Source organism: Anseongella ginsenosidimutans (assembly GCF_008033235.1).
GTDB classification, from domain to species: domain Bacteria; phylum Bacteroidota; class Bacteroidia; order Sphingobacteriales; family Sphingobacteriaceae; genus Anseongella; species Anseongella ginsenosidimutans.
On sequence record NZ_CP042432.1, the window covers coordinates 4,134,227 to 4,149,534 of the forward strand.

The 15,308-nt window shown below is 48.7% G+C and carries 15 protein-coding genes; 12 read left to right on the forward strand and 3 right to left on the reverse strand.

The features are described 5' to 3' along the window. Positions 1–882 carry a succinate--CoA ligase subunit alpha gene (sucD, locus tag FRZ59_RS17515; RefSeq protein WP_132129735.1) on the reverse strand — a complete coding sequence of 294 codons (882 nt, stop codon included), beginning with the start codon at positions 880–882 and terminating at the stop codon, positions 1–3. Positions 883–973: 91 nt separating this feature from the next. After that, positions 974–1,975, reverse strand: coding sequence for a DNA polymerase III subunit delta (gene holA, locus FRZ59_RS17520; protein WP_132129736.1), 1,002 nt, complete (start codon positions 1,973–1,975; stop codon positions 974–976). 62 nt (positions 1,976–2,037) lie between these two features. Here holA and FRZ59_RS17525 point away from each other — a divergent pair, with 62 nt between their 5' ends. From FRZ59_RS17525 to FRZ59_RS17580, 12 genes are all read left to right on the forward strand, one after another. Next, on the forward strand, positions 2,038–2,508 hold the full coding sequence (locus tag FRZ59_RS17525; RefSeq protein ID WP_132129737.1) for a type I restriction enzyme HsdR N-terminal domain-containing protein: 471 nt from the start codon (positions 2,038–2,040) through the stop codon (positions 2,506–2,508). 60 nt (positions 2,509–2,568) lie between these two features. Then, positions 2,569–3,831 carry a glycoside hydrolase family 5 protein gene (locus FRZ59_RS17530; protein ID WP_132129738.1) on the forward strand — a complete coding sequence of 421 codons (1,263 nt, stop codon included), beginning with the start codon at positions 2,569–2,571 and terminating at the stop codon, positions 3,829–3,831. Positions 3,832–3,857: 26 nt separating this feature from the next. Then, entirely contained in the window at positions 3,858–5,093 is a 1,236-nt protein-coding gene (locus FRZ59_RS17535; protein WP_132129739.1) for a CHAT domain-containing protein, read from the forward strand. 5 nt (positions 5,094–5,098) lie between these two features. After that, positions 5,099–6,010 (forward strand): ABC transporter ATP-binding protein, encoded by a 912-nt coding sequence (locus tag FRZ59_RS17540; RefSeq protein ID WP_132129740.1) that lies wholly within the window; start codon positions 5,099–5,101, stop codon positions 6,008–6,010. A 7-nt stretch (positions 6,011–6,017) separates the two neighbouring features. Next, entirely contained in the window at positions 6,018–7,328 is a 1,311-nt protein-coding gene (locus FRZ59_RS17545) for an ABC transporter permease (protein WP_132129741.1), read from the forward strand. A 203-nt stretch (positions 7,329–7,531) separates the two neighbouring features. After that, positions 7,532–7,969 carry a response regulator gene (locus FRZ59_RS17550; RefSeq protein WP_132129742.1) on the forward strand — a complete coding sequence of 146 codons (438 nt, stop codon included), beginning with the start codon at positions 7,532–7,534 and terminating at the stop codon, positions 7,967–7,969. Continuing rightward, positions 7,962–8,690 (forward strand): hypothetical protein, encoded by a 729-nt coding sequence (locus tag FRZ59_RS17555; protein WP_132129743.1) that lies wholly within the window; start codon positions 7,962–7,964, stop codon positions 8,688–8,690. The genes FRZ59_RS17550 and FRZ59_RS17555 overlap by 8 nt, the downstream gene beginning before the upstream one ends. A gap of 42 nt (positions 8,691–8,732) precedes the next feature. Further along, a complete protein-coding gene (locus FRZ59_RS17560) occupies positions 8,733–9,134 on the forward strand; it encodes a response regulator (RefSeq protein WP_132129744.1) in 402 nt (133 codons plus the stop codon). Then, the gene (locus tag FRZ59_RS17565; protein ID WP_147698389.1) at positions 9,131–10,768 is read left to right on the forward strand and encodes an Rv1355c family protein; all 1,638 of its coding nucleotides are present in this window, start codon (positions 9,131–9,133) and stop codon (positions 10,766–10,768) included. Before FRZ59_RS17560 ends, FRZ59_RS17565 begins: the two co-directional genes overlap by 4 nt. Further along, complete coding sequence (locus tag FRZ59_RS17570) at positions 10,756–11,439, forward strand: nitroreductase family protein (RefSeq protein ID WP_147698390.1); 684 nt, start codon at positions 10,756–10,758, stop codon at positions 11,437–11,439. Before FRZ59_RS17565 ends, FRZ59_RS17570 begins: the two co-directional genes overlap by 13 nt. After that, positions 11,439–13,571: a sensor histidine kinase gene (locus FRZ59_RS17575; RefSeq protein WP_132129746.1), complete on the forward strand. Its 2,133-nt coding sequence runs from the start codon at positions 11,439–11,441 to the stop codon at positions 13,569–13,571. Before FRZ59_RS17570 ends, FRZ59_RS17575 begins: the two co-directional genes overlap by 1 nt. Then, positions 13,552–14,643 carry a sensor histidine kinase gene (locus FRZ59_RS17580; RefSeq protein WP_132129747.1) on the forward strand — a complete coding sequence of 364 codons (1,092 nt, stop codon included), beginning with the start codon at positions 13,552–13,554 and terminating at the stop codon, positions 14,641–14,643. Before FRZ59_RS17575 ends, FRZ59_RS17580 begins: the two co-directional genes overlap by 20 nt. Positions 14,644–14,653: 10 nt before the next feature. On the opposite strand, the gene FRZ59_RS17585 is transcribed toward FRZ59_RS17580, so the two are convergent. Next, positions 14,654–15,307 carry a response regulator transcription factor gene (locus FRZ59_RS17585; RefSeq protein ID WP_132129748.1) on the reverse strand — a complete coding sequence of 218 codons (654 nt, stop codon included), beginning with the start codon at positions 15,305–15,307 and terminating at the stop codon, positions 14,654–14,656. Position 15,308 lies beyond the last annotated feature (1 nt).

Sequence of the window (15,308 nt, forward strand, 5' to 3'; positions counted from 1 at the left end):
TTACACCCCTACCTTTCCCAGCGCTTCCGCTATTGCTTTACCGATTTGTGCAGGAGATTCTACTACGGTTATTCCGCATTCAGCCATGATCTTCATTTTGGCGGCGGCAGTATCTTCCGCCCCGCCCACGATGGCCCCGGCATGGCCCATGCGCCGGCCGGCAGGAGCGGTCTGCCCTGCAATAAAGCCTACCACCGGTTTGCTGGCATTTTCTTTTACCCACCGCGCGGCTTCTGCTTCCATCCCGCCGCCTATTTCGCCGATCATCACAATACCGTCAGTTCCCGGGTCGTTCATGAGCAGTTCCACGGCTTCCTTCGTGGTGGTGCCGATAATAGGATCACCTCCGATCCCCACCGCGGTGGAGATACCCAGGCCGGCTTTCACTACCTGGTCGGCCGCTTCATAGGTGAGCGTTCCCGACTTGGATACAATACCGATATTGCCGGATTTGAATACGAAACCCGGCATAATACCTACTTTCGCTTCTCCCGGGGTAATAACACCAGGACAGTTGGGGCCGATAAGCCTCGCATTTTTGTCAGATAAATAGGATTTTACCCGGATCATATCCCGGGTGGGAATACCTTCGGTGATGGCCACAATCAGCTCAATTCCTTCCCCCGCCGCTTCCATAATAGCGTCTGCGGCGAAAGCGGGAGGAACGAAGATGATGGACACATTGGCCCCGGTTTCCTTTACTGCTTCAGCCATCGTATTGAAAACGGGCAGTTCCAGGTGATGGCTGCCACCCTTGCCGGGAGTCACCCCACCCACTACCTGCGTACCGTATTCAATCATCTGGGAAGCATGGAAGGAACCTTCGCTGCCGGTAAATCCCTGTACAATTACTTTTGAATCCTTATTGACTAAAATGCTCATTATCTAAAAATTTATACCTGCAAAACTAAACTTATTTGATTAATTCGGAAAAGATTGTTCGCCCGGCGGGAGGCCGAAGCCCCCTCACCCATTAATTGAGTACGCGGAACACCAGCTCCTTCATCAGCTCTTCCTGACCGGTATTGCCCGTGTTGTTCACACCTTTCAGGCGCATATCGTAGCTGCGCAGCAGGGAGATTATTTCCCATACTTTCGGAGGGGGATAATTGGACGCCGCCTGCTGGTACTCCCCCACGAAAAAAGGGTTCACTTTAAGGGCGGATGCAACGTGCTGTCTCGAACGGTCCTTCAGGGAGTGGTAGATCAGGATCTTCGTAAAATAGCCAGCCAGGGCGCCCATGACCACCACATGCGGGTGATCTTTGGGGTTGGCCGCAAAATAATTAATGATGCGGTTGGCCTTGAAAGCGTCTCTTTTACCAAGCGCAGCGGTTAATTCAAACACGTTGAAGTCCTTGCTGATGCCAATATTCCCCGCTACCTCCTTCATCCCTATCGGCGTCCCCGGCGGATAGTTCAACAACAGCTTATCCAGTTCATTGGCGATTTTCTCCAGGTTGTTTCCCAGGTATTCTGAAATAAGGGCGCATGTTTTCGGATCCGTCCGGTATCCCCTGTCGCTCAGATAGTCATTTACCCAGGCGGGAACCTTATCATCGTACAGCTTTTTACTTTCCAGGACCACGCCGTGCTTGATTATCGCCTTGCTTACTTTCAGCCGCTTATCAAGCGCGCCGTATTTATGACAGAAAACCAGGAGTGTCGAGCGAAGCGGATTCTCAGCGTAAGCGATCAGCTCATCCCATTTTTTAATGGTCTGGGCTTCTTTCACCAAAATTAACTGGTGATCCGACATCATCGGGTACCGCTTTGCCGCGCTTACAATCTGGAGCATGTCGGTATCCTTCCCATAGAATACCGTTTGGTTAAAGCCTTTCTCCGCATCGCTGAGAATATGCTTCTCCATGTAATCGCTTACGAGGTCTATATAGTAGCTTTCCTCCCCCTGCAGCAGGTAAAGAGGGGCGAATTTTCTTGCTTTCAGGTCCTTTAACAGTTCCGCGTAACTCATTGCGCCGAATTTCGTATTTCATTCCCGGATAAAAAAGGCATTTTTGCAGGAAAGCGCTTAACATGTCCCAAAGGCCTGAGAACATACTGGTGCCACTTAATTTTCCTCCCTACCCTTTTCGTTTGCAGGAGCGGGAAGAAAAACTGTATATTTTTGACGAACTGCGGAAAAAACATCTCCTCTGCACGCCCGAGGAATGGGTACGTCAGCATCTCATCCGGTACATGATAAAACAAAAACAGTATCCGCGGGGCCTTGTACAGATCGAAGGCGGCTTATCGGTAAACGAACGAAAGCGGCGCTGCGACGTGCTTTTTTTCGGCTCCCGGGGGCAGGAATACCTGCTGGCCGAATGTAAGTCACCGGCGGTGAAGATAAGCGATAAGGTTTTCGCCCAGGCGGCCCTTTACAACACGAAACATAAAGCAAAATACCTGCTGGTTACCAATGGCCTGCACCATTTCTGCTGCGAAATGGATTATGAGGGCCATTCCTATCGTTTCATGGAACAAATTCCCGCTTTTACGCCCTGAAAATCCGTAAGGCTATCCAAACCGGAAATTTTCTTTATCTTGTTGTCAATATTGAACAGTATGGGCAAAATAAACCGCAGGAACTTTATCAAATCGTCGGGCTCCCTTGTTTCAGGAGCCGTTGTTTCCGGCGCACTTGTTTCGAGCGCCGCCCTGACTGGCCGCGCGCAGGCGCCTTCCTCCGGGAGAAACGCTGGCGTAAACCTGCGGGGGCCGGCGAATTTTCCAAATCCTGAAACCGCTTCAGCCGCAGCAGGGCAGCATTTTGTCCGGGTCAAAAATAAACTGCCGAAATGGCGCGGTTTTAACCTGCTTGACCTGTTTTCCCCCGATCCTTCCCAGTCCAGGCCGGCTACTACCGAAGAACAGTTCAAATGGATGTCAGGCTGGGGATTCGACTTCGTAAGAATTCCGATGGCTTATCCTGCTTATCTTGATTTTGACAGAAGCCGGGCTATCCTGCCTGACGAGGTATATAATATAAATGAAGAAGCCCTTGAAAAGGTAGACAATCTGGTGGCCCTGGCGCATAAATACGGCATGCATGCAAGCCTGAACCTGCACCGCGCCCCCGGTTATTGCATTAATGCCGGATTCCGCGAGCCGTATTATCTCTGGACAGACCAGGAAGCCCTGGACGCATTCTGTTTCCATTGGGAAATGTGGGCCCGGCGCTACCGGGATATTCCGGCAGGCAAGATCAGCTTTGACCTGGTAAACGAGCCCAGCATGATCGGGAATATGAATGATCAGCATTCTTCCAAAGGGCCGGTTCCCGGGCACCTGTACAGGAAAGTCGCAAAAGCGGCTTCCGAAGCTATCCGGGGAGTAAGCCCCCGCCGGCTGATCATCGCAGACGGCAATAATGTAGGATCGGAAGTGATCCCGGAGATCACCGACCTGGATATCGGGCAGAGCTGCCGGGGATACACTCCCGGCATTATTTCCCATTATAAAGCCCCCTGGGCAAATAAAGACCCGGAAAACCTGCCGGAGCCGAAATGGCCGGGCCAGGTAGGGGACCGCTATTTAAGCCGGGAATTACTGGAAGAAGCCTATAAACCCTGGATCGCCTTACTTGAAAGCGGCACGGGTGTTCATTGCGGGGAATGCGGCTGCTGGAATAAAACACCCCATGATGTATTCCTGGCCTGGTTCAACGATGTACTGGACATCCTGAGCAGCAACGGCATAGGATATTCCATCTGGGAATTTTCCGGGGATTTCGGCGTACTGAATTCCGGAAGGAAAGACGTGGAATACGAAAACTGGTACGGGCAGCAGCTCGACCGGAAAATGCTTAACCTGCTAATGAAATATTAGACAAGATTTTTGGACCTTTCAGCCTTATGAAATCGCTTGCCGTCGTTTTCTGGCTTTTACTCTTTTTTGTCATTCCTGATCATTCCCCGGGAATGACCGGGGGCATTTCAGCATCCGCGGGCCAGGATACCCTGGACAAGGAACTTATAAGGTTGCTTCAGTCCAGGTTAAAAAATACAGGAACCGCCATATTGTCCTACGCCTTGGAAGCAGGCGAGCTGCAGGTACAGGTAATAACCGGAGAAAACGTTCATACGCTTTACCAGCCTGCGGGCAGTATCTTTTTCAGCAGGCTGCTTGCCTTGAAAAACAGCCTCCAGGCAAAAACAGGGTTTGACCGAAAGCTTGCCCACCAGCTCTACAGAAAGCTGATAGGGCCTGTAAAACCTTATCTTAAGGGGAAAGCCCACCTGGTGATTATTCCCTGCAAAAATACCGGCCTTATTCCTTTTGAAGCACTCGTTCCGGATACCGCTTCCGGCCGGTACTTGCTGCATGATTTTGCGATCAGTTATTCCTATAGCCTCACCGCCCTTACCGGCCCCGGCTCCCGCCCCTCGGATTATGACCGCCAGAAAGTACTTGCGGTGGCTCCGTTCAATATCCCGGCGACGCAAAAAGAGATCATGAATATAAAGGCCGACCATGTACTGGGCCGGGCGGCCAGCCTGGAACGGTTCCTTGAAAAGGCCCGCAATTATTCCATTATTCACCTGGCCACCTATGCTGCAATTAAGGATCCTCCTCATTCCTTCATTGACTTCAACCCGGGAAAAGCCGGCAATGTCAGCGCCCCTGAGGCAAGTCCTTCAGGGTCCAGGCTGTTTACCCGGGATATTCCCGGAATGGACCTGAAGAAGGTCAGCCTGATAGTACTCAGTCCCTGCCAGCCGGCTCAGTGGAATACAAACGTTTCCGGTTTGTACACGATGGCCGAGGCATTTGCCCGGGCTGGCTGCCCGAACTTTATTACTTCCCTTTGGGAAACCGAAGAAGAAACTACGCATAAAATATCCATGAAGCTGCATCAATATATTCACAAGGGATATGGATATGCACAAGCGCTGCAAAAGGCCCGGATCGATTACCTGGAGAACCCGGTGATCGATGAAAAACTGAAGTCGCCCGGGTACTGGGCCGGCTTTGTCCTGCTTGGAGAAATAAATACGGTGCCCCAAAGTCACAAAATCTTTTATTATTTTGCCCTGCTTTTGACCGTGCTGATAGTTGTTTGTATTTTGCGAAGAAGAAATCATTGTTAATCCCCATGCTCACCGTCCGAAACATTCTGAAACAATATGCCAATCATGTTGCTCTTGACCACGTCAGCATGGAAGTGGAAAAAGGAAGTATTTTTGGCCTGCTCGGCCCAAACGGAGCAGGAAAAACATCCCTTATCAGGATCATTAACCAGATTACCGCTCCCGATGAGGGCGAGGTATTTCTCAACGGGGAAAGGCTGCGGCCGGAGCATATACCGCTGATAGGTTATCTTCCGGAAGAAAGGGGCCTCTATAAGAAAATGGAGGTGGGCGAACATGTGCTTTACCTGGCCCGGCTGAAAGGCCTGAACAGGAGCCAGGCCGCGGAGCGCGTAAAATACTGGTTTCAAAAAATGGGAATCGAAAGCTGGTGGAAAAAAAAGGTGGAAGAACTTTCGAAGGGCATGCAGCAAAAGGTTCAGTTCATCGCAACCGTACTTCACGAGCCCCAGCTGCTTATTCTTGACGAACCTTTTACGGGTTTTGACCCGGTAAACGCCGATTTGATCAAACAGGAAATCCTGAACCTGAATAAAAAAGGAACCACGATCATTTTCTCCACCCACCGTATGGAAAGCGTAGAGGAAATGTGCGACAGCATCGTACTTATTAACAAAGCCAAAAAGATCCTGGAAGGGAAACTTTCAGCTATTAAATCACAATACCGCAGCAATACTTATCAAGTGCGTTATGAAGGAGCGCTGGGAGAAGCACTGTCATTCCAACCGGGAAAGTTCAGCCTTCTGTCTCAGGAAGAAAACCCAACCGGCGGTGGAAACCTGAAGGTCCGGCTATTGGACGGGACCAGTTCCAATGAATTACTGGGAACCCTTATCCCCCTGGTGCATGTGCAGGAAATGCGGGAAGTAGTACCCGGCATCCACGATATATTTGTAAAAAGCGTAAAAGAAGCCTGATACTCCTATGAACAAGACATTGCTTATCATTTCCAGGGAATACCTGACAAGAGTCCGGAAAAAGTCCTTTATCGTTCTCACTATTCTTGTCCCGCTGCTCATTGTGGGGATGTATGCCGCCATTTTCATGTTTGCCATTGCAGGTAACAAGGAATTGAAACATGTCACGGTGCTGGATGAAAGCAAGGTGTTTAAGGACAATTTCAGGGATACCGAAAATATCCGCTTCTCTTATTCAGGGAACAGCATGGAACAAGAGAAGGAACGCATTCTTAACCAGGATGATTCCTTCCTCCTTCATATTCCGCCCTTTGAGAAACTGCCCCGTGACGTGGAGATCCTTTCTTCGAAACAAGCCGGAATGGACCTGATTGAAACCATTGACCGTCAAATGGAAAGGGTATTAAGGGACAAGAAACTGACCGAAGCCGGCATTGACACGTCCGTACTTAATCATCTGAAAGTGGATATTTCGCTGGGAACTACCCGCCTCACCGAACAAGGAGAAGCGAAAACCAGCGCGGGCGCTTCCTATGGAGTAGCGCTGGCTGCCTGTATCCTCATCTATCTTTTTATTTTTTTATATGGCGTCCAGGTGATGCGCGGAGTCATCGAAGAAAAGACGAGCCGCATCGTAGAAGTCATTATCTCTTCTGTTAAGCCCTACCAGCTGATGCTTGGAAAAATACTGGGCATTGCCCTGGTTGGGCTTACTCAATTCCTGCTTTGGATCATCCTTAGCCTGGCGGCAACCGGGGTGGTAAAAACAGTCCTCGCCGATGACATCCGGCTTTCTTCCAAACAGCAAATGCAGGTTATGGAACAGGCGGGAGGCGCAGCCGCCGCGGATACAGCAAATCCCGCCCTGGAAGTGCTGCAGGCAATAGGAACACTCAATCTTCCGCTTATCCTTAGCTGTTTTGTGTTTTACTTTTTGGGCGGCTACCTGCTTTACAGCGCTCTTTTTGCCGCTGTAGGATCCGCCGTAGACAATGAAACGGAAACGCAGCAATTCATGTTCCCGGTTACACTGCCGCTTCTTTTTGCTTATCTATCTTCCTTCGGGCTCATTACCAACCCCGACAGCACGCTGCTCTTCTGGTTATCCATGATCCCCTTTACGGCCCCCGTTTCCATGATGGTGAGGCTTCCCTTTGGAGTACCCGCCTGGCAAATAGGTCTTTCTATGGCTCTGCTGGTCGGCGGCTTTATCTTTACTGTTTGGCTAGCCGGCCGGATCTATCGTACCGGCATCCTGATGTACGGCAAAAAAGTCACGTTCAGGGAATTAGGGAAATGGCTGTTTTACAAGAATTAACAGCATTCTGCCAGCAATAGCGCTACACAGTTTATGCTCATTTTATTTCTCATTTCTACTTCTTAAATACGCATTTATCGCCACTTTCTTGCTATATTACTGTGAAAAAGCATGTAAAGGGAGTGGTAGACAGCGTTTTAAGCAATCATGTTCGATTATTTATCCTCTTTTTAAATCTTATTTTTGATAAATAATCATATCGGATGAATGCAAACCAAGGGGTAGATCCTGAAAGGTCTAAAATGAATTTTATTGTCATAGATGATAGCAAAGTAGATTGTTTCATAGCTGAAAAAGTGATCCAGAATTCGGGATGGTGCAGCAGCTGCCATACCTTTCAGCTGGCTACCCAGGCGCTGGAATATATCCGGGAAAACGGATCTTCTTCCCGTTCCACTATTATTTTTGTGGATGAGCATATGCCGCTGATGAGCGGGCTTGATTTTGTTAATGCCTTTGGCGTGTTGAATATCCCCGCAAAAGATAACTACCATATTTTTCTGCTGTCTTCTTCTCTTTATGAAGGCAGCCAGGAGCTTTATAAACATAACTTAATTAAAAAATTCATAAAAAAACCACTTATTACCAAAACTATTCATGATCTGTTCCATTTTGATTTAAAGTTCCTTTCCCATGAATAACTTAATTTTTAAGATCAGAGCATTTAAAGCCGTGGATAACCCGGAAGCCTGCGAGAAGTACATTGAAGGCCATGCTCGTATCCTCCGCCTTTTTGGCCTGTCTATGATCACTTCCGCTAACCCCGGATGGCTGGATGATCCCGATACCTATGTTGTTTGCGTGGAATCCGGAGATGGCAGGAAAATATATGGGGGCGGCAGAATACAGGTAGCTTCCGGCAACTTACTGCTGCCGATTGAAACGGCCATCTGTGAGAAAGACCCCTCGATCCACCAGACAATTGACATGTATGCCCAAAAAGGTACCGGCGAGATCTGCGGGCTCTGGAATTCGCGGGAAATGGCCGCCAATGGCGTTGGCAGCATTCACCTGGGCCGGGCGATGGTGGCCGTTGCGGGACAGCTGAACCTAAACAGCCTCTTCGCCCTTTGCGCGCCCGCCACGGTCAGAAACTGCATCCGGGTTGGTTATGAAACGGCTCGCTTTATTGGCGACAACGGCCGGCTCTGTTACCCTAAAGACCATCTTCTGGCAACGGCTATGGTGATCAAAGACCTGCAGAACCTTCCGGCAGCAGCCCCCGGAGAACGGTTGTTGATACAGGACCTCAGGGATAACCCTTTTCAGCGAAAGCTGGAACCAGGATTGAAGGGACGGATGCTGGATGTGCAATACGAATTGGATATCAAAGAACAAGTTCCTGTATATTGTGTGGCATAATATTTTCTTCCCGGAAAAGTTGTACTTTTATATAGTACAAACATGGATACAGGAAAGGCGGACTTTATTGTTATTGATGACAATAAAGTAGATTGTTTTATTGCGGAGAAAGTAATTGAAAATTCGGGGAAGGGGGAGAGTTGCAGGGTATTCTACCAAGCCACCCAGGCCTTGGAATACATAAAGGAACAGCATTCCTCGCCGGGCGCTACGATCGTATTCGTAGATATCCAGATGCCGGTCATGAACGGATTTCAATTTGTCGATTATTTCGAACGCCTGCCCTTACCCAAACAACATTGCTTTTATATCTACGCCTTGTCATCTTCGATCAATCAAGGTGATATTGAAAGAATAAAAGCATTCAGATCCGTGAAAGGATTCCTTAATAAGCCCTTGACGGTTGAAATGATAAATAATGTAGTGAAAGCCGCCTTTCTATGAACATAGCTGTACACAAGAAAAAAACAGGAACGCTTAGCAATATTTACAGGCCGGACTTCTTCCGGCTGCAGAAGCCCGCGGACAAAGAACGGTTTACCGCGCTGATAGATTCCGGGCCATTATTTCTTCATGACGAGATCTTCGGTCAGCTCGGGGAGCTGCTAAAATGCCGCCATCCATCCAGGCAACTCAGCAGGGAGGAGAGCGAAGCGCTGATTGCGGAACATACCGGGCCCTGCCTTGACGAATACGGCGTGTGGGTATATTATCCCTGGAATGCACGGCTGGTTCACCTGCTGGATAAAGAAGAATTTGCCGAAGTCAGGACTTCCCGGAACAAGTACAAGATCACGAGCGAAGAGCAGGCCCTTCTTTCTTCAAAAAAAGTAGGGGTTATCGGTTTATCGGTGGGGCAATCGGTTGCCGTCACAATGGCGATGGAACGCTCTTTCGGGGAGATCCGGCTGGCCGATTTTGATATCCTCGAACTCACTAATTTAAACCGCATCCGAACCGGGCTTTCTAACCTGGGATTAAAAAAAGTGATCGCGGTAGCCCGGGAAATTGCTGAAATTGACCCCTTTCTCCGGGTAACTATTTTTGACGAAGGCCTCACGGAGGAGAATATGGACACTTTTTTTACCGGGGGCGGAGTACTGGACGCGGTAATTGACGAGTGCGATGGCATAGACATCAAAATCGCCTGCCGGCAGAAAGCCCGGGAACTGGGGGTACCGGTATTGATGGAAGCCAGCGACAAATGTACGATCGATGTGGAACGCTTTGACCTGGAGCCCTCCCGCTCCCTCCTGCACGGTTATATCGATCACCTGGACATCTCCCGGTTGAAACACCTGAAAACCAACGAGGAAAAAATCCCTTACCTGGCTCCGATGGTTGGCATAGATACGATGTCCGCACGGCTGAAAGCTTCCGCGCTGGAAGTGGGGCATTCCATTACTACCTGGCCTCAGCTTGCCTCCGCAGTAGTGATGGGAGGCGGCGCCCTTGGCGACATCTGGCGGCGCATTGCCCTTGATCAGTTCCGCGAATCGGGACGCTACTTCATTGATATGGAAGAGCTGACGGGCAATAAAACCGTGCAGGGATCATTAACCGGAGAGAAGGAAATCCTCCCCGCTCCTCTTACAGTTTCCGGGATGGCCGCCGGACTGGACCGGTACCTTTCGGAACGCAGAGAAGCGACGTTTGCGCCACCTGAACACATTATCAGGGAACTGGTAAGGGCAGCCGGCATGGCTCCTTCCGGGGGAAACAGCCAACCCTGGAAGTGGGTTTACAAAAAGGGTACCTTGTTTCTTTTTCTGGACAAGCAGGAAGCTTATTCTTATATGAATTTCCGGGACACAGCCTCCTACATCGCCCTGGGAGCGGCCATAGAGAACCTGGTATTAAAGGCGGAGCAGTACGGGCTGCGAATAAAGGGCGATTATTTCCCCCTGCCTGACAACGATAGCCTGACGAGCGCTTTTAGTTTCCATGAAAGCAGTTCCGCCGGTGAAGGCGTGGAACCCGTAGTGGAGGGGGCCTGGCGGATTTTATTGAAAAAAGGCATACCAACCGCAAGTTCCCGCCCAGGGAATTACTTCCGCCGGCAATATTGGATGAATTAAAGGGCATCGCAGAAACTATACCCGGGGTAAGGCTCACTTATATCCATGCCTTAGACGAGATCATTGAAACAGGAAAGATAATCGGTATCACCGACAGGTACAGGATATTGACGCCTGAAAGCAACCATGATTTTATTCAGCGCGAAATGCGCTGGACGGAAGAAGAAGCTGTCAGCAGCCGCACGGGAATGGACGTGAACACGCTGGAACTACGCGAATCCGAGCTGATCGGCCTTAAATTTATCAGGGACCCGGAAGTGGTGTCATTTATATCAAAGATAAACGGGGGGCACCTGCTGAAAAACGCCTCGGTAAAGAATGCCGCCGCCGCTTCCGTATTCGGGCTGCTAACCGTGCCATCCTTCAGCAGTATGAACTTCCTGAACGGAGGAAGAGCGTCCCAGCGGCTGTGGTTAAAAGCAACACAGCTTGGGCTTGCCTTCCACCCGATGAACGTCCCTCTCGCTTATTTTGCAAGGCTGAAACATGAAAGCAGCGGCCTCTCTGCCGAAAGGCGGGCGGAAGTGGAGGCGCTTTACAGTAAGTTCAGGAAAATATTCGGCCACTCCGCTGAGCGGGAAGAGATCTATCTTTTCCGCTTATTCAAAGCAGAAGAGCCCTCGGTGAGGTCTTACCGGAAACAGGTGGACGATATACTAACCTGTATCTGATGCCCGGCTTTATACTACTGATAGTAACTTCTTTTTTTCTTTACCCGGGGAATGAAGTACTCATTCAGTTTCCCGGAACCAGTATTCAGTATTTTGAAGACAGCCATTCCACGCTTACCGCAAACCAGGTACTGGATTCAAATGCTTTCCGCCCCGGCGCCAAGGAAATCCTGAATTTTGGCGTAACCAATTCCACCTATTGGTTCAGGCTGGATATCCGGAATAACAGCGCGGCCGATGAAGTTTTCTTATTGCTTGAACAACCGCTGCTTGACCTGGTTGAAGTGTATAAGGTATCCGGGAGCCAGGCCATCCTGCTGGATATTATCAGTAAGGACCAATCATTTTATACCAGGAAATTCCCGCAGATCAACCGCGTCATGAGCATTCCCATCCGCTCCGGGGAAAGCGGGACCGTACTTTTAAAAGTCAGGAGCGCTTCCACGATTATCCTGCCGCTGAAAATAGGATTCCGGGAACAAATCTTTCATTTTAACTTCAGGAAGGAACTTTGGCTCAGCGTGTACACGGGGATCATGCTGGCCACCATTATCTACAACTTGTTCATCTTCTTTTCGATCAGGGACAGGAATTATTTACTCTATGTAGCCTACGTTTTACTCATAACGCTTACACAGACAAGCCTTCCCGGCTTTGCCTTTAAATATTTCTGGCCGGGGTTTACCTTCCTGGCCATCCACGGGCCCCTGATCTTTTCCTGCCTCACCGGAATAGCCGCGCTGGAGTTTATTAAAGAATTTTTGCACGCCAGGGAGTTCACACCGCGGCTCACTATGGGAATCCCCCTTTTTATCGGTCTCTTTATTACCGCCATACTCCTCAGTTTGACCGGGTTCAGGGTAGAAGGATTTCTCATTATGCAAACCGCCACCGCTGCAGCTTCCCTCTTCTCCTTGTTCATTTCTTACCGTATTTACCGGCTCAATTACCGGCCGGCTAAATTTTTCCTGCTGGCCTGGACCATTTTGCTGGTAGGTGCGGTAGTCTTTGTCTTAAAAGATTTCGAACTGGTGCCGTATAATAATCTCACTACTTCAGCTGTACTGATCTCCTCCGCCCTGGAAGCACTTTTGTTGTCATTCGCGCTGGCTGACAAGATCAATATGCTTAGAAAGGAAAAAGAAGAATCGCGTGAGCAGGCGATGGCGGCCATGGCCGAAATAGCAAAGATAGGACGGGAACAAAATATCATACTGGAAACAAAGGTAAGCGAACGAACGCTTGCCTTAAAGCAATCGAACGAAGAATTGAATAAGGCGATGCAGGAACTGAAGGAGGCCGAATCACAGCTGGTGGAATCGGAGAAAATGGCCTCCCTGGGCCAGCTGACCGCGGGAATTGCCCATGAGATCAATAACCCCACTAATTTTGTAACTGCAAACGTAAAACCCCTCAGGCGCGACATTGAAATGATCATCAGGCTATTTGAACAAATCGAGGCGGTTGCCGTTTCTGCAGCGGGAGAAGAGGAGAAACAAGCCAGGATCCGTCAGCTGAAAGACGGACTGGATTATGGCTACCTTAAGACGGAAATTAACGAACTCATCCGGGGCATTGAGGAAGGGTCGGGCCGTACCGCTGAAATTATCAAAGGATTGCGTAATTTTAGCCGGCTGGACGAAGCCACTTTAAAGAAAGCCTCCATTAACGAGGGAATAGATTCAACGATCGTAATCATTAACCATATGCTGGAAGGACAGATAGAGATCGTTAAAAACTACGGTCAGCTCCCGCTGGTGGAATGTTACCCGGGTAAATTAAACCAGGTGTTTCTGAATATACTAACCAACGGCCTTCAGGCTATCAAGGCAAAGTTCGGAAACCGGCCGGGGGGCGTTTTCACCATTAGCACCTCCGTAAGCGGCAATATTGTCAGGGGTATTTTCAAAGATAACGGCATAGGCATGGACAAAGGAACCCAGGACAAGATCTTCGAGCCATTTTTCACTACAAAAAAGGTGAATGAGGGTATTGGATTAGGCATGTCAATTGTATATAGCATTGTCCGGAAACATAACGGAAAAATCACCGTAATGTCCACGCCGGGAGCAGGCACCGAATTTCATATCCAACTACCCGTTACACATTTCAATGGTGAACCCAACATCTGATATCCGCATATTATTTATTGATGATGAGCCCAATAATCTCATCAGCTTTAAAGCGTCCTTCCGCTATAATTATACGATTTATCTTGCCGGGAACACCGAAGAAGCAGCAAAACTCCTGGACGAAGACCCTTCAATCAACATTATCTTCAGCGACCAGCGCATGGCGGGTCAAACCGGGGTAGAGTTTTTCGAAGAGATACGTGAAAAACACCCTGATCCTATACGTATTCTTATCACGGGATATACGGATGTGGAATCGGTCATCGATGCTATTAATAAAGGGCATATATTCCGCTACATTAAAAAACCCTGGGTCGATTCAGATATTCACCAGGCCATAGACGAAGCGCATAAATTTTACCTAACCGTTTCACTCCTCAAGAAAAAAAACCAAGCCCTTGAAAAGGCCTATAATGAACTGGATCGTTTCGCCTACAGCGCCACCCATGATATGCGAGGGCCTATTTTAAGCGTACTCGGAATTATTGATCTGATGAAAAATTCCACCATCCCGCCGGAGGCCAGCGAAATGATCGGGATGATAGAGAATGCCATGCTTAAACTGGACGGCTATATTAAAAGTCTCCATGAACATTATAGCATACGGAGGGGAGAGCTGCACTTTACCAGGATCGCAGTAGAAGAGTTGATCTGCGACATGAGTGCATTATATGATCCTGTCGCATCGCTTCGCAAGACCCGCTTCCTTAAAACGCAGGCAGGCCTGCCTGCTTTCCGGTCTGACCTCACTTCTCTTAAAATAATTCTTACCAACCTCCTGTCAAATGCTTTCAAGTACCAGCGAAAGACGGAGACGGAAAAAATGGTTATCCTTGATATCAATGTCAGCATCCAGGAAGTGATCATTAAGGTGTCGGATAACGGAATAGGCATTGCTGAAGAGAGCCAGGACGACATCTTCAATATTTTCTTTCGGGCTACACACGAAGAATTCGGTTCAGGATTCGGCCTGTATAATGTAAGGGATATCCTGAATAAATTAAACGGCGATATCCGGGTGGAATCAAAAGAAAATGAAGGAAGCACGTTTACCGTCACAATTCCTTGCTAGCAATGCCGTGTTATATTTTCTCACCCGGAACAATACCGTGGATACGGAAACGCTCAATCAGGTCCGTAACCCTGGAAATTGCCATTTTTTCGAAGATCCTTGTCTTATAGGTACTTACTGTGGCTACATGGAGATTAAGCCGGGTGGCTATTTCCTTTAAGCTCAGACCCTGTATCAGGAACCTGGCAATATCCAGCTCCCTGTTGGAGAGTATTTCCAGGGGATCATCATGTTGTTTATCACCATGAAGGAAAGAGCTGATCATATTTTCCTTTACCTTCTCGCTAATATATTTTCCGGTATTAAGCATTTGTTTTACAGCATATTCCACTTCATTTTCGCTGGCCAGCTTATGCAGGAAGCCGTCAGCCCCTGTCTGAAGGTAGCGGATAGCATACAATTGCTCATCAAGGGATGAAAATATGAGAATTTTTGATCTGGGTTGCCTGCGCCTGATAATATCAATTGCATCCTGGTAATTCCCATTTGCCATATTTACATCCAGAATCATCAGGTCAAAATGCTGCGCAGCTACGGCTTCCAGCGCTTCCCTGAAATCTCTGCTTTCAATGACGGAAACATGGGGATGAATTTTTTTTAACAGCAGCGTAAGGCCTACACGTACAATACTATGATCATCCGCAATAAGGACTTTTAACGCCATA